This window comes from Streptomyces glaucescens, from assembly GCF_002154375.1.
In the GTDB taxonomy this organism is placed as follows: domain Bacteria; phylum Actinomycetota; class Actinomycetes; order Streptomycetales; family Streptomycetaceae; genus Streptomyces; species Streptomyces glaucescens.
Genome location: NZ_MUND01000125.1, coordinates 1 through 18,660 on the forward strand (window position 1 = coordinate 1; position 18,660 = coordinate 18,660).

15 protein-coding genes and 2 pseudogenes are annotated in these 18,660 nt (G+C 69.6%); 8 read left to right on the top strand and 9 right to left on the bottom strand.

All coding sequences use genetic code 11. The features are described 5' to 3' along the window. The 4 genes and pseudogenes from CCN42_RS41195 to CCN42_RS44265 form a co-directional block, all read right to left on the bottom strand. Positions 1-405, bottom strand: a 405-nt coding sequence (locus CCN42_RS41195) for a helix-turn-helix domain-containing protein (RefSeq protein ID WP_143661880.1), incomplete at its 3' end; no start/stop codon positions are given. Between the two features lie 344 nt (positions 406-749). After that, on the bottom strand, positions 750-1,082 hold the full coding sequence (locus CCN42_RS09165) for a hypothetical protein (protein WP_143661881.1): 333 nt from the start codon (positions 1,080-1,082) through the stop codon (positions 750-752). 451 nt (positions 1,083-1,533) lie between these two features. Further along, complete coding sequence (locus CCN42_RS09170; protein WP_086734434.1) at positions 1,534-2,586, bottom strand: serine hydrolase domain-containing protein; 1,053 nt, start codon at positions 2,584-2,586, stop codon at positions 1,534-1,536. Continuing rightward, positions 2,583-2,950, bottom strand: a pseudogene (locus CCN42_RS44265) (DUF6895 family protein); the annotation flags it as partial. The pseudogene CCN42_RS44265 and the gene CCN42_RS09170, both read right to left, overlap by 4 nt. A 265-nt stretch (positions 2,951-3,215) precedes the next feature. Between CCN42_RS44265 and CCN42_RS09180 the strand changes: the two are divergent. Further along, complete coding sequence (locus tag CCN42_RS09180) at positions 3,216-6,308, top strand: glycoside hydrolase family 18 protein (RefSeq protein ID WP_086734437.1); 3,093 nt, start codon at positions 3,216-3,218, stop codon at positions 6,306-6,308. 580 nt (positions 6,309-6,888) lie between these two features. On the opposite strand, the gene CCN42_RS09190 is transcribed toward CCN42_RS09180, so the two are convergent. After that, on the bottom strand, positions 6,889-7,305 hold the full coding sequence (locus CCN42_RS09190; RefSeq protein ID WP_086734439.1) for a MerR family transcriptional regulator: 417 nt from the start codon (positions 7,303-7,305) through the stop codon (positions 6,889-6,891). A gap of 48 nt (positions 7,306-7,353) precedes the next feature. Between CCN42_RS09190 and CCN42_RS09195 the strand changes: the two genes are divergently transcribed. Continuing rightward, positions 7,354-8,154 (top strand): MBL fold metallo-hydrolase, encoded by an 801-nt coding sequence (locus tag CCN42_RS09195; protein WP_086734441.1) that lies wholly within the window; start codon positions 7,354-7,356, stop codon positions 8,152-8,154. A gap of 271 nt (positions 8,155-8,425) precedes the next feature. Here CCN42_RS09195 and CCN42_RS09200 read toward each other — a convergent pair. Together CCN42_RS09200 and CCN42_RS09205 are read right to left on the bottom strand one after the other, a co-directional pair. Next, positions 8,426-8,830, bottom strand: a pseudogene (locus CCN42_RS09200) (phage/plasmid primase, P4 family); the annotation flags it as partial. Positions 8,831-8,918: 88 nt separating this feature from the next. Continuing rightward, positions 8,919-9,548, bottom strand: coding sequence for a helix-turn-helix domain-containing protein (locus tag CCN42_RS09205; protein WP_086734443.1), 630 nt, complete (start codon positions 9,546-9,548; stop codon positions 8,919-8,921). 144 nt (positions 9,549-9,692) lie between these two features. Here CCN42_RS09205 and CCN42_RS09210 point away from each other — a divergent pair, with 144 nt between their 5' ends. Beyond that, complete coding sequence (locus tag CCN42_RS09210; RefSeq protein ID WP_086734445.1) at positions 9,693-10,682, top strand: alpha/beta fold hydrolase; 990 nt, start codon at positions 9,693-9,695, stop codon at positions 10,680-10,682. Positions 10,683-10,872: 190 nt separating this feature from the next. Here CCN42_RS09210 and CCN42_RS42515 read toward each other — a convergent pair whose 3' ends face one another. Then, a complete protein-coding gene (locus CCN42_RS42515) occupies positions 10,873-11,043 on the bottom strand; it encodes a hypothetical protein (protein ID WP_158102073.1) in 171 nt (56 codons plus the stop codon). 256 nt (positions 11,044-11,299) lie between these two features. Between CCN42_RS42515 and CCN42_RS09215 the strand changes: the two genes are divergently transcribed. Both CCN42_RS09215 and CCN42_RS09220 read left to right on the top strand, forming a co-directional pair. Beyond that, positions 11,300-12,790 carry an alpha/beta hydrolase family protein gene (locus tag CCN42_RS09215; RefSeq protein ID WP_086734447.1) on the top strand — a complete coding sequence of 497 codons (1,491 nt, stop codon included), beginning with the start codon at positions 11,300-11,302 and terminating at the stop codon, positions 12,788-12,790. A gap of 117 nt (positions 12,791-12,907) precedes the next feature. Continuing rightward, the gene (locus tag CCN42_RS09220) at positions 12,908-14,335 is read left to right on the top strand and encodes an MFS transporter (RefSeq protein WP_086734449.1); all 1,428 of its coding nucleotides are present in this window, start codon (positions 12,908-12,910) and stop codon (positions 14,333-14,335) included. 160 nt (positions 14,336-14,495) lie between these two features. On the opposite strand, the gene CCN42_RS09225 is transcribed toward CCN42_RS09220, so the two are convergent. Next, positions 14,496-15,407: a helix-turn-helix domain-containing protein gene (locus CCN42_RS09225; RefSeq protein ID WP_086734451.1), complete on the bottom strand. Its 912-nt coding sequence runs from the start codon at positions 15,405-15,407 to the stop codon at positions 14,496-14,498. Between the two features lie 152 nt (positions 15,408-15,559). Between CCN42_RS09225 and CCN42_RS09230 the strand changes: the two genes are divergently transcribed. Genes CCN42_RS09230 through CCN42_RS09240 form a run of 3 tightly spaced genes read left to right on the top strand, consistent with a single transcriptional unit; the run spans position 15,560 to position 18,430 of the window. Next, positions 15,560-16,474 carry an MBL fold metallo-hydrolase gene (locus tag CCN42_RS09230; RefSeq protein ID WP_086734453.1) on the top strand — a complete coding sequence of 305 codons (915 nt, stop codon included), beginning with the start codon at positions 15,560-15,562 and terminating at the stop codon, positions 16,472-16,474. 22 nt (positions 16,475-16,496) lie between these two features. Beyond that, positions 16,497-18,005 carry a carboxylesterase/lipase family protein gene (locus tag CCN42_RS09235; protein WP_086734455.1) on the top strand — a complete coding sequence of 503 codons (1,509 nt, stop codon included), beginning with the start codon at positions 16,497-16,499 and terminating at the stop codon, positions 18,003-18,005. Between the two features lie 56 nt (positions 18,006-18,061). Further along, positions 18,062-18,430, top strand: coding sequence for a VOC family protein (locus CCN42_RS09240; RefSeq protein WP_086734457.1), 369 nt, complete (start codon positions 18,062-18,064; stop codon positions 18,428-18,430). The last annotated feature ends 230 nt before the right edge of the window (positions 18,431-18,660 follow it).

Below are 18,660 nucleotides of genomic sequence, written 5' to 3' on the forward strand. Positions count from 1 at the left end.
GACCGGGATGGGGCGGGACTGGGTGTCTTCAGCGCTCAGGGCCGCAGCCTCGGACGTCTCCCCTGTCGGCAGAGACCACTCTTCCGGCGCCGGGGCCGCCGGGCGGGTGAACGTCTCGGGCACCGCAGTGTCCTCGTCCTGGACAGAGGCGTTCACCGGGGCGGGGTAGAGCTTGGCGAGCCCTTCCAGCAGACGCGCGTACGCATCGCGCTCCGGCGGGCGGGGCTCGGTCTTGCCGGACTCCCAGCCGCTGACCGTGGCCCGGCGCACCCTCAGCGCGGCGGCGACCTCTTCGATCGTCAGGCCGTGGGCCTTGCGCAGGCGCCTGCGCTCCTCAGGTGGCGGCAGCGGGGCACGGGATGCGAGCAGCGCGTCGACCGCGTCGAACAACTCGGACTCGGGCATGGATCACCTCCTGACCGGCACCCTATCTCAGGTGGCGTACAAGAGGCGTACGTTTCGCGTACGCAATGCGCACGATGCCTATGCGATGTGCGCCGGGCGAGGTGTCCTGGCCTGATGGGTGGAAGCCGTCAAGGACGGCAACTCCCCCGCAACGACTTCCTCCTGCACGAGGCCTTATTCGCCGACTGCGAGGGCTGCTCCGCCTACGGCAACCTCTGCATCACCTCACCGGGCCGTCTGGATAGATCACGGCGACAACCGCTCCTTGATCGCGGTCAGCGCCCACAGCAACCCCTCAAAGACCGACCAGGACCCCGCCTCATGACTTCGCTCATGGCGGCGGCTCAGTCGTTAAGGAGCGCGGGCTCCGAACGGTGGGCCGCGGCCAGGAACCCGTCGTCCTCGAAGCTGAGCAGGGTCTTCGAGTCAGGCAGCCGCCACCACACCTCACCGGCGGTGAAGGGTTCGCACTGCTTTGGGCCGTCCCTGTAGCCCTCGTCGTACCGGTCGTCGGCGTCGAAGAGTTCGGCCTGGGCAACGAGCGAGTTGTCCCGGTCATCGCGGGCGGTACCCCGCATACCGCCGGAGGAGGCACGGGAACGGTCGAGGTGGGTGCCGGCGGGGAACTCGACCAGCATGAACTTTCGATTCGGCTGCGGCCGATGATAGTTGGACATGACGGAACTGTAGGGGGCCGCACCGACAGCGCGGCCGCTTTCAGGGATCGCCATCAGTCGTCGCTGAGGAGGTCGTTCACCTCGTCCTCGCTCCGCTCGAGTGCCTCGTCCGTAGCCCCTATCGTGCCGATCCTCCCGCGTCCGGCGGCGAGGAACGTGCCTGATGTGCCTGCACAAGCTATGGGCCTGTGCCCAGCAGTTGCACTTGACAGATGCAGATAAGGCCGCTCGAGAGCAAGTAATCATGCTGGAGTCTTTTGCGTCGACGCGGCGCCCTCATGAGCGCCGCCGCCGCGGAAGATCCGGTCGAGGTGATACGGGGAACTGTGCGTCACCACGCGCTACGAGTTCCTCGCCGATTGTGACGGAACCCGACCAGGCGCTCGTGTGCACCCGGGAGGCTCGCTACGGAGGCGCCTTCCGGTGCCGGTGCCCGAGATCGCCAGTCCGGTCAGGGTGGGGGTGGTTGGAACAGGAGGTCGTAGGCGGAGGCCACCAGGGTGGCGCTGCGGCGATGATGGCGGGTGGACAGGGCGGCTACCGCGGTGTCGGTGTCGGGGCGGAAGCCGAGGAAGGCTTGTTGTCCGGTGGTCGCTCCGGCGTGGAAGTAGAGCGGTCCGTGGTCGGTGGGGTGCTGGAACCAGGTGAGTGTGTGGGCGTGCGCGTGTCCTCGTCCGCGGCGCAGGACGGGGTGGCGTACGTGGTGCAGGGCGCCTTGCAGGGGGCCGTGACGGTCGGGGTGCAGGTGGGCTTCGAGGTAGGTGAGCAGGTCGTCCGGGGTGGCCCGGACGGCGTCGGCGGGGGCGAACCCTTCGATGTGCAGGGCGGGGACGCGGGTGGTGCCGTCGGCGCGGTGCCCGGTGGCGTCCGTGCCCGCAGGGCCGGGGTGCAGCGCGGTGCCGGTCAGGCCCAGGGGGGTCAGGACCTGGCGGGTGAGCAGGTTGTCCCAGGGGGTGGTGGTGGCTGCGGTGAGGGTGTGGCCGAGGGCGGCGACGGCGAAGTCGGAGTAGCGCCAGCGGGTGCCGGGCCGGTGGCGTGGGCGGTGGCGCAGGAAGGCCCGGATGACCCGGTGGGGTGGGTAGTGGGCGTAGGGGTTGGTCTGCCAGTGCGGCAGGGCCTGGGGGGAGAAGTCGGCGGGCAGTGGCGGCAGGCCGGAGGTGTGGGTGATCAGGTGCGTCAGTGTCATCGCCGGGCGCGGGCTGCGCGGTGCGCCGGGGTCGAGGCAGGCGGCGGCCGGTTCGTTGCCGCTCAGGGTGCCGGAGCTGATCAGGTGGGCAAGGAGCAGGCCGGTGCAGGTCTTGGAGACTGATCCGATTTCGTAGCGCAGCTGCTGGCGGGGCACGGGTGAGGGCGGGGCGGTGCCGCCGGTGAGGAGGGTGCACCGGCCGTGGTGGGAGTAGGCGAAGACGACGTCGGGGGCGTCGACGGCACGGACAGCGTTCTCCAGCCGTGAGGTCAGGGCCGGGTCGTCCTCGCGTACCGGCTGTGGGGCGGTGGTGGTCATGCGGGAGCCAGTGCGGTCAAGGCGCGGGAGGTGGCCAGGACGGAGGCGAACGCGGCGACCAGGGTGGAGTGGTAGACGATGTCGAAGACGTCGTCGGAGTCGCCCTTCGGGCATCGGGCCGATGGCGGGCATCGCGCCGTCGGGCTGCTGGGCGGCGGCGAATCCTTCCCACGCCGGTTCGTCGAAGGTGGGGTGGGGCAGGCAGGCGTCGACGACGAGGAGTTCGCCCAGCAGGTCCCAGCGGGCCAGGTCGAGCGCGTCGTCCAGCCAGGCCGGCAGCCAGGTGGCGAGGTAGTCGCACAGGCCGGGGGGGCAGTCCTTCGGGTTTTTCGCCCCAGTGGGTGAGGTGGAAGACGGTGTGGGTGAATCCCGTGAACTCACCGTCCCCCGTAACGCAGATGACGCCCCCGCGCGGTCCACAGACCGTGCGGCGGCGTCGGTCTTCGGACGCTTGGCTACGGCAATTCGCTGGCGTTTACGACGGGTCGAGTCATCGATTTCAGGCCATCCGTCTGGGCCCGTCTAGGCGTGATCGGGCGTGGTCGGAAGGCTTATTCCGGTCTGTGGTCGACAAGGTCGTCCATGATTAAGTGGGGCGTAGTGATCCGCAATAGGGGGAGTGACCTGCAGTGAGCCTTTCATCGGATTACCCTGACGTCCCCACGTGGGAGGAGAATCCCAGCGGTTACCAGGCAGGGGCCGTCGCAAAATACAAGGGCAACATTTTTCGTGCCGCTTTCTGGGCCTCGGAGCCGGGGGTGGGGGACCCCAATGAGAACGGCTGGCGGTTCTTCGACGAGCTGTACGACCAGACCCCGCACAAGCCGACCGAGCGGGCGAACGTCATCGCCTACATCCCTACCTGGAGGAAGGGGGAGGGATTCGACTACGGCAAGCGCGAGATGTATCAGTACATCACGCACGGCATCATCGCGTTCTTGACGTTCAGCGAGAAGGATTCCGGCGCGTTCGACCCCGCGTCGGTCAGGGAGATCGGTACCATTCTCCCGGACGTGCTCATGGCCGCGACCACGTACGGGACCAAGACCATGATCGCGCTGGGCGGCGCGAACGACTACGCGTTCCTGGACCTGATGACGGCGATCGGAAACGACCCGGCCTCCCCGAAGCTCGACCGGGCCGTCCGCAACGTCGTGGACTACGTCACCCACAACGGCCTGGACGGCGTCGATCTCGACCTGGAGTGCTGGTGGGGCCGACCCGGAGAGCAGGACCAGGGCGGCCGGCTGAAGAGCGACGGCCCGCATCCCGCGGGGCGGGGCCTGGCCCTGTTCGCCAAGAAACTGAAGGAGGCCATTCCCGACAAGATCGTGTCGGCTGCCGTCTTCGGCACCTCGTGGTACGGGAACAACTACGACCCGGCGATGGCCGAACATCTCGACTGGATCGGCGTGATGACCTACGACCTCACCGGGTCGTGGGACAAGTCCCCGGTCGGCCCGCATTCCGCCCTGCACAAGATCCGCGGGAAGGACACGGCGAAGATCCGTGAGGCGGACGTGTATCTGGAGTCGTACCTTCCTGAGCAGCAGGGCGGCTGGCCGGGGCCCCGGGCGGGCACCCCGGGTGGCGACGCCCTGGAGAACAATCCGATCCTGTCGGTCGAGGACTGCCTCTGGTACTGGACGAATCCGCTTTTCATGAACTGGCAGGGCAAGGGGCAAGGAGTGGACCGCGGCAAGATCGCGGCCGGAGTGCCCATCTACGGCTACGACTTCGCCGCGGCCAAGGACCCGGACGACCTGACCGGTGAAGTGCCCCCGGGGTACAAGGTGCTTCGGTACAAGGAAATCCTGGACCAGTTCCCGGACGCCCTTCAGGCCGAGAACGCGAACATCAAGGTGGACGGGAGCACGTCCCGCCCCAAGCTCGCCGAGCCCCTGCCTCCGGGTGAGTATCCGTACGCCCACAACATCTATTTCGAGACCCCGGACACCGCCGTCCTCAAGTTGGAGTTCCTCAAGGGGGTCGGCGCCAAGGGCGTTATCATCTGGGAACTCTCCAATGATGTATGGGAAGACGGCAAGAGCATCAGCAAGGCCCTTTACCTGGCCTCCGGCAACCCGGTTCCTGAGGCCTCGCCGATCACGGATCCGCCGGTTCCTGTGGCCCATTCGTACCTGTGGGACTCCATGGGCTTCCTGGGGCACGCGAGCGGCCCGCTGCAGTTCCAGGACGACGGCACCAAGGACAACGGCATGCGGCAGTTCTCGGCGCGGCTGTGGAACATCCCCGACGACGAGGACTGGAAAGCTGTTGCCCAGAACTGCCCCGCCGTGATCAAAAGGCAGTACTTCAACCGGCCGACCCGCATCGTGGACAAGGGAGCCCTGGGACTCTGGGGGGAGTTCGACGTCCTCGACAATGACGACGTCCCGGACTGGTTCTGGGGGCATGTGGAGGAGAAGGGCGGGGCGCCCGACGGGTACACACGGTACGCGTCGCGCCTGTGGGGCCTTTCCCTCAGCGACGACTGGCAAGAGGCGGCGAAGCAGACCCCGGCGCTCATCGCGGGTCAGTACTTCGACGAGCCGACGGAGATCGAGGACAAGGGAGTCGGCGGTCTCTGGGGCATTTTCGACGTCAGCAACGAACCGAGTCCCATCCCCGCGTTCACCGCGGCGGTCAAGGGCGAGCACGACTGTATGTACTGCCAGGTCGACACCCTTCCGTCCCTGGACGGCCTGGACAACGTGAAGCGGTTCAACCTGACGAACACGATGGCCATCGGGGAGGGCGCGCCCTTCCTGTACTCGGTGATCACGAAGGACGACGGCTCGGTCGATTTCCCCGAGGGCGTCGTCATGTCCCTCAAGGATCCCGAGGGGAACACCTATGACGAGGACGTCGAAGAGGACGGCAAACTCGTCAAGATGTCCGGCGAGTCGATCCGGTACCTGATCGTCACGGATCCGCAAGCCGGCGACTGGACCATGTCGATGAGCGTGTCCCGTGATGCCAGGTTCCGGTGCGAATGCAACACCGTGCCGAGCGCGGACGTCTACAACACCATGGTGGAGACCCGCCGGAAACTCGACGAAGTGCAGGGCCTCGTCACTCGGGATCTCGGCATTACCGGCGCCGCGGCGCTCGGTGGCGTGGCCGTGATCGCGTTCCTGGCTCCTGAGATGCTCCCGCTCCTCGCCTTGGGCACGTTCATCTTCGGCGTCGGGCTTTCCGCGTCCAAGCTGATCGCCGACAACCTGGCGGACACGTCGGAGAACATGGCGGCGTACTCGCGGGTTCTGTCGCAGTTGGAGAAGAGCCTGAAAGAAGAAGGCCCTGCCGCCTTGGACCGTTACGTCTGGCTGATCGGGAAGAACGTCTCCGGCCCGGAGGTCTACGTGGCTCTCCAGCACCCCACGAAAATCATCAGGTGGGCCGGGGTGCACGTCGAGGTTCTCCAGCTGGTCGAGCACATGACGGACCCGGAGCAGCAGAACTCCATTCGCCACGTGTACTGGCAGTGCCTGCTCAAGAAGAGGCTGGGTGAGGAATTCGCCAAGGCCATGGGCGAGGCGCACGAGCGCGGCCGACCCGGATCCGACGCGGACAACAAGGCGGACGAGAAGAACAATGAGATCGGCCTTCGCCTCGCGGACGAAGTGAAAACCGACAAGGAATGCAAGACCCGCGTCTTCGAGATGTGGGAAGCGGGAGAGCTCGCCATCCGCCCCGACTACGAGGGCGACCCGACCTGATCCCGGCGTGAGACCTCAGGTCCGCCTGCCTCAAGTCCGGCGGGCGGACCGCGCCCGGACACCGTTGTCCGCTACCAGGCGGGAGCCACCGGGTGGTTCCGGCGTCTGCTCGGTCGGCGTCCGGCACCAGCGCCGTCGTGCGCGCCGGCCCATGCCGCTATCCGTGCGCCTGACCGAGTCCGAGCGCCGGGATGAGAACGGCGGACGCGTCGCAGTCGGCGGTCGTCGAGCCCGTCAAGGAAGAGCACGTCCGAGGCGAAACCCCCTTTCGCCAACGCTGTCCACCACGCGGGGATCGGCTCCCAGCCCCTGCTTGTGCCCCGGAGGCCCGTACACCACGTCACCACGGCGCCGGAACTCTTGCAGCGCCTCCAGCACGGAGGCGCGTGAGTGATCCATTACAGACGGGGGACCGCCGGAGGACTGGAGGCCGGGGCGGTGCGGTGCGGTCGTGCTGGGTGGCGCCGGCGGCCGGGGACGTCGCGGGCGACGTCGACGCCGTCTTCCACCACTGGCCCGGATTCTTGTTGGCGTCTCCCGTTGGCCACTGCGCCCGTCTGCTCCACGGCAGTGAACACACTCATTCGCTTGGGGCGATCGCCGGTTCCGGCACATTGCCGACAGCCCGCTTGAAGTCGGGACAGTCGACGATCGGCTCGTAGTCGCAGACGGCCGCGTGCCGGAGGCTGTCACGGAGCCGCGTGAGTCGGCCGATCTGCTCGTCGAGGTCGCCGGCCTTGGCAGCCATGCGGACGCGCAGGTCCGCGTCGGACGGATGGGCCACGATGAACCGGCTGATCTCGGCGATCGAGAATCCGGCGCTGCGTGCGCACGTGATCAACGTCAGGCGTTCCAGTACGTCCGGGTGGTAAGCGCGGCGCAGCCCGTTGCGGCCCGCGGGGGCAACCAGGCCCTTCTTCTCGTAGAACCGCAGGGCCGAAGGCGCCAGACCGGAACGCCGTGCGACTTCGGCGATGTCCAGCAACGCAGCGTCCACCAACGTCTCCTTGACTTGATCCGAGGTTCAAGTCGCAGCCTAGTCGTCATGAAGATCCATCACTTGAACTGCGGAACGGTTCGGACGATCGAGGCCACCTACGACGGTCCGCAACCCGCCCCCGCAGTGAACCACTGTCTGCTGGTGGAAACCGACGACGACGGTCTGGTCCTGATCGAGACCGGCCTGGGCCTCGGCGACGTCCGGGACCCAAACGGCACCCTCGGCACCGACTGGGTGGAGCTGACACAACCCGTGCTCGACGAGGAGGAGACGGCCGTCCGGCAGGTCGCCCGGCTGGGGCACGCGCCGTCCGACGTGCGCCACATCATCGTGACCCACCTGGACGTCGATCACAGCGGCGGCCTTCCTGACTTCCCCGGCGCCCAGGTCCATGTGCTCGCCGCCGAACTCGACGCGGCACGCGCCGAAGCGCCCAACTTCCGATACCGATCCGCTCATTGGGAACACGGACCCCGCTGGGTCACCTACGGCTTGGAACCGGGCGAGCAGTGGTTCGGTTTCACCGCGGTACAGCCGAAGGGACTGCCGCCGGAGATCCAGCTCATCCCCCTCGGCGGGCACACCGCCGGCCACACCGGGGTCGCCGTACAAAACGGTGACCAATGGCTCCTCCACTGCGGCGACGCCTACTACTACCATCGCGAGATCGAGAACCCGAGTGAGACCCACCCGCTGCTGGACATCGTCCAAACACGCTCGCAGGTCCACCGTGATCTGCGGCTCGGGACCCAAGCACGGTTGCGCGAGCTGGTGCGCGACCACGGTGACCGGGTCGAGCTCTTCTCCGCACACGACCCATGGGAGCTGGCCCGCTACGTGCGGTGACAGCACGCCGGGGGTTGGGATGTGTCCGGCGAGCCGGTCGAAGGAGCCGGTCGAGCGCCTGTCCCGCTGACCGGCCAAGCCGTCGGCCACCTCGCCGGTGCTGTTTGTCGCCTTCCCGCGCCAGGAGCGCGGCAGCACCCGCCCGTCCTCGCGCACGACGAGCCGAGTGCGGTAGCCGTCCGTTTCGGCTCTCTCGCCCAACTGGTGTTCGCCGGCCCGGAGGGCACCGTACCCCTCAATGCTGCTCCAGCGGGCCTTGGCACGGTTGAACGAAACTGAAGAAGTCCTGCCTCATGCGGCGGGCTTTGATCCGGTCGCCGCCGGTGAGGAGCTTGACCCGGGCTTCGTCGAATTTGTCGCCGGGCTTGACCTCGGAGCAGACGATGACGCGCCTGCCGTGGAGTTCGGCGAGGTCGGTGGGGTGGCCTTCGTAGGGGCGGGCCATGAGGAATCCGGGTGGGGCGGCGTCCGCGTAGTCTCCGAGCAGTTTCATCAGCACGTCCAGCAGGACGCTCTTGCCGTTCTTTCCGGCGCCGAAGAGGAAGGGCAGGACCTGGCCGCCGACGTCCCCGGTGACCGAGTAGCCGAGCAGCAGTTGCAGGTAGGAGATCATCTCCTGTCCTTCGGCGTCGTCGCCGAAGGTGTCGGCCAGGAAGCGTTCCCAGCGCGCTAGTGGGCACCGGCAGCGCCGGATGACGTGGCGAGCGGGACCGGACGAAGCAGCGTGGTTGTCAACAACGAGGCACGCGGCTTGTCACGCATGCTCATTCGGCAGCCTTTCTGTCACCAGGCCCGCGACCAGTGGCTGGAGGGATGCGCGGCCGTAGACGTTCTCCCTGAGGCCCGAACATGATCAGATACTCGACCGGTCCGCCGGAACCAGCGTTCGCGACTCCGTGGGGGACGCGGGTGTCGAACTCGGCGACTTCCCCGGCAGCCAGGACGAGGTCCTGATCACCGAGTGCGAGCCACAGCCGCCCGTACAGGACGCACAGCCACTCGTAGCCCTCGTGGGACACCTGCCGGGGCCGCCCCGGCGGCTCCTCGACAGCAGGCAGGACATGCTTGTGGGCGTGCAGGCCGCCGACGTACCGGGTCAGCGGCAACACCGCCTTGTCGTCGCCGAAGGTGTGCTGCACCGTGCTGCGGGGCTCTGCCGCTGGGGCGGGGGCGGTGCCGGCCAGCTCGTCCAGGGAGACTCCGTATTCCTTCGCCAGCTGCAGCACCACCTCCAGGGTGGGCTTGCGCCGGCCGGTCTCGATCCGCGACAGCGTACTGGGCGAGATACCGGTCGCGCCGCTGACATCGGCGAGTGTGACGCCACGGCGCTCGCGCAGGGCCCGCAGCCGGGGCCCCATCGCCGCCAGTGTCTTTGCCGCGTCGTCCCCTGCCACTGTCCCTGTTCCTTCCCGCCGTGCCGCTCCAACCTCCCTGTCCTGCAAGCTTGCCGGAATGGCAACGCCGATAGCGCCAAGTGACCGTTGCGCCGGATGATCGATCGGTACCTGCCGGCCGCCCGCGAACCGAGGAGAAGCCCCATGCCATCCGAGCCGATCGCCGCACTCCGCCACCGCACCGTGGAGGCCCCTGCCGGGCGCCTGCACTTGGCCGAGCAGGGCACCGGCCCGCTGATCCTGCTCGTGCACGGCTTCCCCGAGTCCTGGTACTCCTGGCGTCGCCAGCTCCCGGCCCTCGCCGCGGCCGGGTACCGGGCAGTGGCGATAGACGTACGCGGCTACGGCCGCTCCTCCAAGCCCGCCGCGACGGACGCCTACCGAATGCTCGACCTGGTGGAGGACAACGTCGCCGTCGTGCGCGCCCTCGGTGAGGAGAGCGCGGTGGTCGTCGGCCACGACTGGGGCTCCAACATCGCCGCCGCCTCGGCCCTGCTCCACCCGGAGGTCTTCCGCGCGGTGGGCTTGCTGAGCGTCCCGTACGCGCCGCCCGGCGGCCCCCGCCCCACCGACATCTTCGGCCGGATCGGCGGCCCCGAGCAGGAGTTCTACGTCTCCTACTTCCAGGAGCCCGGCCGCGCCGAGGCGGAGATCGAGCCCGACGTACGGGGCTGGCTCGCGGGCTTCTACGCGGCGCTGTCCGCCGACACCATGCCGGCCGAGGGCGAGCCCGACCCGCACTTCGTTGCCCGCGCCGGCGGCCGGCTGCGCGACCGTTTCCCCGCCGGCCCGCTCCCGGCCTGGCTGACCGAGGACGACCTCGACGTCTACGCCGGAGAGTTCGAACGCACCGGCCTGACGGGCGCCCTCAACCGCTACCGCAACATGGACCGCGACTGGGAAGACCTCGCTCCCCACCGCGGCGCCCCGATCACCCAGCCCGCCTTGTTCATCGGCGGCGCACTGGACGCCTCCACCACCTGGATGGCCGACGCCGTCGACGCCTACCCCACCACCCTCCCCGGCCTGTCCGCCTCCCACCTCCTGGACGGCTGCGGCCACTGGATCCAGCAGGAGCGCCCCGACGAGGTCAACAGCCTGCTGACCGGCTGGCTCGCCACCATCCAGGGCTGAACCAGGCGGCCCGCCCGGGCAGCTTGCGGTGTGTTCCAGGTGGGCCGTCTGTCAGCACTCCCTCGGAAACTCGCGCCGGATCCAAACGCACCGAGGCCGAACCCCTCAGTAGGTGGCCCGGTGCGCGGCGGGCCTGAAGCGGTCTGGACGCTGCGGCCGAGCCGCGACACTTCTTGGCGCGGACCGGCACTCACCGGCCGGCGGCCATCGCCCGGTCGAGGTGGGTGCGCGCCTGCGCCGGCAGACGGTTCCCGGTCGCGGTCGCCCTGCCCGGTATCAGCGCCACACCGGCCGCGGCCGCCGCGCTGCCCAGCAGCCATCGTCGCTTCGCGATCCGCTCCTTCGTCGCCCGGTACGGCATGCGAACGCGCACACCGCGGTCGAGTGAAGCGGCTCCAGCCGACAACATCACATGTCGGATCGGCGGCGCGACCACATGCGGGGGGCGCAGAACCCACCGCGCGACGCACCGGTCTGACGTGGGCCCAGGCGACTTCGGTGACACAGGCGAGACGCGTGGATGCGACTCCGGTCGCACGGGCGGGATGCGACTCTGGTCGCACAGGGACCTGCCTCGGAATGCGACCGCGGTCGCACGCGATGGCGACCCGGGATCGATGTGGCATCGCGTGCTCCGCCCTGAGGATGGCCGGGTGACCGAGATCATCGCGGGGCTGTACATGTCCCCTGTGGAATTGCTCGCCCTGCTGGGCGCCGTCGTCCTGGTGGTGGCACGCTGGCTTCCGCCGGCCGGCCGCCCACACGTCACGATCGCGGCGGGGGCGGTTCTCGTGCTGTCCGGGCTCGTGCTGGGTGTGCTGGGGATCCGCTGGCAGATGCTGCCGGTACTGGCGGGCGGTGCCGTCGCGTCGCCGTTCGCCTTCTCTCCCTTGCTGCGGCGCCGTACCGGCCGGCCGGCGCGGCGGGCCCGATGGTGGCTGGCATTGCCCGGGTCGGTGACGTGTGCCGGCCTCATCGCCACCGGTCCGGTGGCTGCCTGGGCCTTTCCCGTACCCGAGTTCCCCGAGCCGTCGGGCCACTTCGCGGTCGGCACCCGCGTGGTGCAGTGGACCGACCCACGCCGCCCCGAGACCTTCACCGCCGATCCGCACGACCGGCGCACGGTCGTGGTCCAACTCTGGTACCCCGCGCGGAAGAGCCCCGCAGTCACGCAGCGGGCCCAGTACCTCGGACGCACCGAGCACGAGGCGAGCATCGTCTCCGATGCCCTCGCCCGTCAGGCGGGCTTGCCTGGCTTCCTGGTCGACGGCGTGCCCCGTGCCCGCACCCAGTCGGTCTTCAGTGCCCCGGTGGCCGGCGGGGGTGGGCGGTTCCCGGTCGTGCTGTTCTCTCCCGGGTCGGGTGGAGTGCGTACCCAGAACACCGCCTGGGCGGAGGAACTGGCCAGCCACGGCTATGTGGTCGCCGCCCTTGACCACCCGTACGACTCCGCCGCCGTCGTCCTCGCCGACGGCCGGACGGTTCACGCCGAGATCGCCTCCACCGGAGACCGGGACAAGGACACCGTGCTGTCGGCCGGCTGGACGGCTGTTCGGGCCGCCGACCTCGGCTTCGTCCTCACCCAGCTGGACCGTCTGGGCCGAGGTGAGATCGCCGGCCCGCTGTCCGGACGCCTGGACACCAGCCGGGTCGCGGTCACCGGCCACTCCATGGGGGGCGCCGCCGCCCTGCAGGCAGCTCGGCAGGACCACCGGTTCGACGCCGTCATCGATCTGGACGGCTATCCTCACGGCCCCACGTCCCCCTCCCTCCACCAGCCGACGCTCGCGCTCACCCAGGCCATCACCCCCGAGACCGACCCGCGTTACGTACCCCGCCTCACCGAGGCCCTCAAGCGCAGCACCGCGACGAGCTACCGGCTCACCATCCCCGGCACCGCACACCTCGCCTTCATGGACGGCCCCCTGTACCTGCCGCCTGTGCCCTCGATGGTCGGCTCGCTGGGGCGCGCAAGGAGCCGGCACGTCGTCGCCGCGACCACTCTCGCCTTCCTCGACACCACCCTGCGGCACAAACCCGGTGACCTGGCCGGCGTTCTGTCGGACTACGGCGACCTCAGCGTCTACCGACCGGACAACAGCCGCTGACCAGCCGCACCGCGCAGTCGCGGCGCACCAGGTGCGATCGGCTTTTCCGACCGCGTCGGGACTGTTCACGCAGAACTAGGTTGTCTTTTCAAACTCGCCCGCGCTACCTTGCCGCCCATGACAGTTGGAAAAACAAACTCACCCACTTCTGGGCGCCTTGCCGCCTGGATCGTCTCGGCCGGCGTCTTCGTCGTGAACCTGGACCTGTTCATCGTCAATGTGGCGGTCCCCTCTCTCAGCAGCTCCTTCGACGGTGCCTCGCTCGCCTCGCTGTCCTGGGTGCTCAACGCCTACGCGATCGTCTTCGCCGCACTGCTCGTCGTGGCCGGCCGGCTCGCCGACCGGTACGGCCACCGCAACGGCTTCCTGCTCGGGCTCGCCGTCTTCACCGTGGCCTCCGCGCTCTGCGCCCTCGCACCCGGCGCCGGCTGGCTGATCGCCGCCCGGGTGCTGCAGGCCGCCGGAGCTGCCACCCTCATGCCGACATCGCTCGCGCTGCTGCTCGTCAACACCCCGGCCGAACGCCGCCCCCGGGCCATCCGGGGGTGGGCGGCCATCGGGGGTATCGCGGCCGGTCTGGGACCCGTGGCCGGTGGACTGCTCGTGCAGGCCGACTGGCGCTGGATCTTCCTCGTCAATGTGCCGGTCGGCGTGGCCGGTCTGGCAGCCGGAGCGCGCGTGCTGCCCGATGCCCGCCCGGACCGGGAAGGCCCACTGCCGGACCTCGCGGGCGCCGCCCTGCTCACCCTCGGGATCGGCGCACTGGCTCTCGGCCTGGTCAAGGCCGATGCCTGGGGCTGGAGTTCCCCCGGTGTCGTCGGCACCCTCGCCGCCGCGGTCGTACTCGGCGCGGCCTTCTGGATGCGGTCGGCCCGGCATGCCGCGCCGGTCGTCGAACTGCCCCTGTTGCGCGTCCCCGCCTTCACCGTCGCCACGGTCGCGGCATTGCTCTTCACCGTCGCCTTCGCCGCGATGCTGCTCACCTCAGTGCTGTGGTGCCAGCAGGTCTGGGGCTACTCGGCGATCCGCACCGGCCTGGCGATCGCACCCGGGCCACTGGTCGTACCCGTGCTCGCCATGACCCTGGGGCCGGTCGTACAGCGCTTCGGCGCGGGGCGGACGGCGGCGCTCGGCTGCCTGCTGTTCGCCGGAGGTCTCCTCTGGTGGGCTCTCGCGCTCGATCCGGACCCGCAGTACGCGACCACCTTCCTCCCCGGCATGCTGATCACCGGCATCGGAGTGGGCTTCGCCCTGCCGACCCTGGTCGGCGCGGCCGCCGCGGCCCTCCCGCCGCACCGCTTCGCCACCGGGTCGGCCGTCACCACGATGGCCCGCCAGACAGGTTCCGTACTGGGCGTTGCCGTCATGGTCACCCTCCTCGGCGAACCCCGCACCGCGCACGCCGCGCTCGTCGGGTTCCGTCACGGCTGGACAGCGGCCGCGGCAGCCGCCGGCATCGCAGCCGTGGCGGCGTTCTGTCTGCACCGACCCGCAGCCGCCGCGCCTCAGCCCTCGGCGGGAAGCCCGGTCGCCGGGGTCCGGTGATCGTGCGTTCGGGGACGGCGCCTCGGACCGTGGATACGTCAGTCCCCTCCACACCGTGTGGTGTTCCGCGCAAGCCATGGACAGGGCGGGACCAGGGGCCGGGTACGGGCAGCGGAAGGACGTCGGCTCGCTGAGGCAGGGCCCCGTGACGGAGTGGGTATCAGTCCTTGCCGGCGCGGGACCTCGACCGAGCCGCCTCGGAAGGCGGATCGGCCCGCGCGACACTCTCGCCAGTGGCCTGGGCGAGCAGGGCGAGAGCGGCTCGCGACGCCGAGCCCGCCTCGGTGGTGGCGACCACGACGACGGGACCTCGTCCGCTGCTCATGGCCTGCTGGTTGACGGTCATCGGCCCGACCAGCGGATGGCGCATCTCGTAGTCGGTGACGGTGCAGGCCCTGACCCGGTGGTCGGCCCACATCGAGGCGAACTCCGCGCTGGCCGCGGACAGTTCACCCAGGAGCGTGTGAAGCGCCGCGTCCTCCGGGTGCTGGGCCGCCACCAGGCGCAGATTGCCGACCACGGCCCTGGCCTTGCTCGGCCAGTCCGCGTAGAGGTCACGGACATGACCGTCGAGAAACACCAGCCGGGCCATGTTGGGACGCTGCGCCGGCCGGTCAGGGGCGCCGAAGTCCAGATGCCCGGCGAACAGCGCATGGCCCAGCCGGTTCCACGCCAGCACGTCGCTGCGCCGGCCGAGCACGATCGCGGGGATGTCGCCGAGCACGTCCAGGAACTGACGTGTCGCCTCCGGCACCCGTTCCGGCGCCGGACGCCGGCTCCGGGGGCGCCGCCTGTCCACCCGTGCCAGGTCGTGCAGGTACCGCCGCTCGGACTCGTCCAGCCGTAGAGCCCTCGCGATCGCGTCCAGGACCTCGGGCGACGCGCTCAGCGAGTGTCCCTGCTCCAGCCGCGTGTAGTAGGAGGTGCTCACCCCCGCCAGCAGTGCCAGCTCCTCGCGCCGAAGCCCCGGGACACGCCGGCGTTCCCCGTAGGTGGGGACCCCGATGTCCTCCGGGCGCAGTTGGGAGCGCCGCGTCTGCAGGAAGTCTCCGAGCCGCGTCTTTCCGTCCATGGCTCCGAGTATGGGCCGCCTCGCGGCACCGAGCCTGACCCGGTCGTGGATAGGAAAGGGCGGGTCTGGTTCCGCGCTCGCCTCCTCGGTGAAGTCGGAGGCACCGGAAATCCGGTTCCCCCCGGCTCACTCACTCAGGAGGCGCAACACCCATGGAACAGATCACCCTCGGCAGTGTTTCCCTCACTCGGGTACGGGAGTACTTCGGCCCCGTCGGGATGACGCCCAGAACCTTCTTCCCGGAAAGCTCGAAGGACGTCTGGGAAGCCGGTGACGCATGGCTGTCCCCGCATTTCCTGGACCCCGATACCAACATCGTGAAATGCGCGCTCCAGACCTGGCTGCTGCGCAGCGAGGGCAGGACGATCCTCGTCGACACCGGCGTGGGCAACCACAAAGAGCGTCCCTACGCCCCGGTCTGGAGCCACCTCGAAACGGACTTCCTGGCCAACCTCGCCCGGGCCGGCGTTCAGCCCGAGGACGTGGACATCGTGATCAACACACATCTCCACATCGACCACGTCGGCTGGAACACCCGCCTGGACGGTCGGCAGTGGGTCCCCACCTTCCCCAACGCCACCTACCTGATGCCCAAGGACGACTTCGACTTCTGGAACCCCGAGAACGGCCACCAGGCGCTCCTCGGCCGTGGCAACCAGAACGTCTTCGAGGACAGCGTCGCCCCCGTCCACCAGGCCGGCCTGACCCATCTGTGGGAGAGCAGCCACCGGATCGACGCGAACCTGCGCCTGGACACGGCTCCCGGGCACACCCCCGGCTCCTCCGTGCTGACCCTCACCTCCGGCACGGACCGCGCGGTGTTCGTCGGTGACATGCTGCACAGCCCGGTACAGATCCTGGAGCCGGACGCCAACAGCTGCTTCTGCGAGAACCCCGCCGAATCCCGCGCCACCCGCCGCAAGGTGCTGGGCTGGGCCGCCGACAACAACGCCCTCGTGATCCCGGCTCACCTGGGCGGCCATGGCGCCACCGAGGTCGTACGCGACGGGAGCGCCTTCGCCATCAAGGGCTGGGCGCCCTTCACCCCGTACACCGAGCAGCGCTGAAGCCCGCGGAAAGGCACGAGAGATGAACCACCGTCCCGAACCCGTCGTGACCACCGCGCAGGGAGCCGTCCGCGGCCTGCGCCAGGACGACGGCACCGCCGTCTTCCTGAACATCCCCTACGCCGCTCCGCCCCGCGGAGCCGGCCGGTTCGCCCCGCCCCGGCCGCACGCGCCCTGGGACGGCGTACGGGACGCCACGGCCCCCGGACCCAACGCGCCGCAGTCCGCGCGCGTCCTCGGCGGCATCGACATGGCCCCGTACTTCGGCACCGGCTGGAGCCGTGGCGAGGACTACCTCACCGTCAGCGTCTGGACGCCCGCCGCCGCGCGGAACCACCTGCCAGTGATGGTGTTCGTGCACGGCGGCGGATTCGTCGCCGGTTCGACGCGGGCCGCGATGTACGACGGATCCGCCTTCGCCCGTGACGGCGTCGTCCTCGTCACGCTCAACTACCGGCTCGGCATAGCCGGCTTCCTCGATCTGCCCGGTGCCCCCGCCAACCGCGGGCTGCTCGACGTCATCGGCGCGCTGCGCTGGGTCCGTGAGAACATCACCGGCTTCGGCGGTGACCCGGACAACGTCACGCTCTTCGGCCAGTCGGCCGGTGCCACCATCGTCGGAGGCGTCCTCGCCACCCCCGGGGCGGCCGGACTGTTCCGCAGGGCGATCGTGCAGAGCGGCAGCGGCCTGGGCGCGTTCACCACCGAGCAGGCCGCCCGCGTCGCCTCCGCGGCCGCCGAGGCCCTGGGCGTCGAGCCGCACGTGGACGCCTTCGCGGGCATCTCCGACGACCGTCTGGTGGACGCCGCCTCCAGGCTCGCGGGCATCGACCTGCGCACCGCCACCCACCACGACCCGCTGAGCGGCCTCAGCCCCTTCAGCCTGGTCCTGGACATCCAGCCCGCCGAGGCCGTCGCCACCGGACACGGCTTCGGCGAGGACCTGCTCATCGGTACCAACACCGAAGAGGGCCTGCTCTACCTGGTTCCCACGGGCGAGTACGCCACCTCGACCGCCAAGGACGTGTTCGACACGGCGGCGCGCTCGCACCCGAATCCCGCGCAGCTCGTCGAGACCTACCGCGCGACACGACCTGAGGCGTCCTACGGCGATCTGCGCTCCGCCATCATGGGCGACGCGCTGTTCGGCGCGGGCACCCGGGCCCTGGCTGACGCCTACGCCGCCCGCCCCGCATCCGCGACCTTCGCCTACGAGTTCGCCTGGCGCTCGCGCGCCCTGGACGGAGAACTCGGTGCCACGCACGCGATGGAGTTGCCCTTCGTCTTCGGTCTCACGCACCTGCCGCAGCTCCTCGGTCCCACCGCCCTGCTCGGCCCCGACAGGCCTCCCGCGGATCTCGCGGTCCGCGTGCACGAGACCTGGATCCGGTTCGCCACCACCGGCGACCCCGGCTGGGACCGGTACGACACCGAGCGCAGGGCCACGATGCGCATCGACGCCGAGTGGACCCGGGTCGACGACCCCCGCAGCCGGGAACTACAGGCCTGGAGCCGCGCGTCCCGGCGATGAGTTCACCGCCGAGGAACGGTCTACCCAGCGAACCGACCGTTCTCGACAGGAGTGCCATGTCCACCATCCAGCCCGTCATCGTGACTGCCGACCTGGAGGCTCTGCTCGGCTTCTATACGGAACTGTTCGGCGCTGAGGAGATCTTCCGGGTACCAGCGGAAGGCCCCGTCTTCTATCTGGGCCTGCGTATCGGCGACACCGACCTCGGGCTGGTGGCCAAGGCGGACGCGGGGACCGGGGCGGCGTCGCGGATCCTGCTCAGCATCGGGGTCGGCGATGTCGACGAGACGCTCGGCCGGGTGAAGGCGCTGGGCGGCTCGGTCCGCGGCGGCCCCAACGACATGCCGTGGGGACAGCGCGTCGCCCACATCCGAGATCCCGATGGCAACCCGGTGAACCTCACGCAGCCGATCCCGGCCCAGTGACGCTGTGCTGGGGGAAAGCAGTCGCCGAGCGGCAGTGGTTGCCGTGTCCGATCTGCCCGAGTACGACGGACGTCGTCAGCCCACCACTGTCAGCTCGTGCGGCAGCCGGTGGAGCACCTCGTGGCCGTCATCGGTCACCGGCAGCAGGTCCTCGATCATGATGGCCCCGGTGTCCGAGGAGTACGAGGGGATCTCCACCGCGAGCACCCTGCCGGGCAGCAGCGGCCGTT

What these genes read in the sequence shown, in the direction of transcription:
- CCN42_RS09220 (WP_086734449.1), top strand. Translation starts at nt 12,908, where the DNA reads ATGACAGTTGGAAAAACAAACTCACCCACTTCTGGGCGCCTTGCCGCC.
- CCN42_RS09215 (WP_086734447.1), top strand. Translation starts at nt 11,300, where the DNA reads ATGTGGCATCGCGTGCTCCGCCCTGAGGATGGCCGGGTGACCGAGATC.
- CCN42_RS09195 (WP_086734441.1), top strand. Translation starts at nt 7,354, where the DNA reads ATGAAGATCCATCACTTGAACTGCGGAACGGTTCGGACGATCGAGGCC.
- CCN42_RS42515 (WP_158102073.1), bottom strand. Translation starts at nt 11,043, where the DNA reads ATGCCGTACCGGGCGACGAAGGAGCGGATCGCGAAGCGACGATGGCTG.
- CCN42_RS09210 (WP_086734445.1), top strand. Translation starts at nt 9,693, where the DNA reads ATGCCATCCGAGCCGATCGCCGCACTCCGCCACCGCACCGTGGAGGCC.
- CCN42_RS09230 (WP_086734453.1), top strand. Translation starts at nt 15,560, where the DNA reads ATGGAACAGATCACCCTCGGCAGTGTTTCCCTCACTCGGGTACGGGAG.
- CCN42_RS09170 (WP_086734434.1), bottom strand. Translation starts at nt 2,586, where the DNA reads ATGACCACCACCGCCCCACAGCCGGTACGCGAGGACGACCCGGCCCTG.
- CCN42_RS09240 (WP_086734457.1), top strand. Translation starts at nt 18,062, where the DNA reads ATGTCCACCATCCAGCCCGTCATCGTGACTGCCGACCTGGAGGCTCTG.
- CCN42_RS09225 (WP_086734451.1), bottom strand. Translation starts at nt 15,407, where the DNA reads ATGGACGGAAAGACGCGGCTCGGAGACTTCCTGCAGACGCGGCGCTCC.
- CCN42_RS09165 (WP_143661881.1), bottom strand. Translation starts at nt 1,082, where the DNA reads ATGTCCAACTATCATCGGCCGCAGCCGAATCGAAAGTTCATGCTGGTC.
- CCN42_RS09235 (WP_086734455.1), top strand. Translation starts at nt 16,497, where the DNA reads ATGAACCACCGTCCCGAACCCGTCGTGACCACCGCGCAGGGAGCCGTC.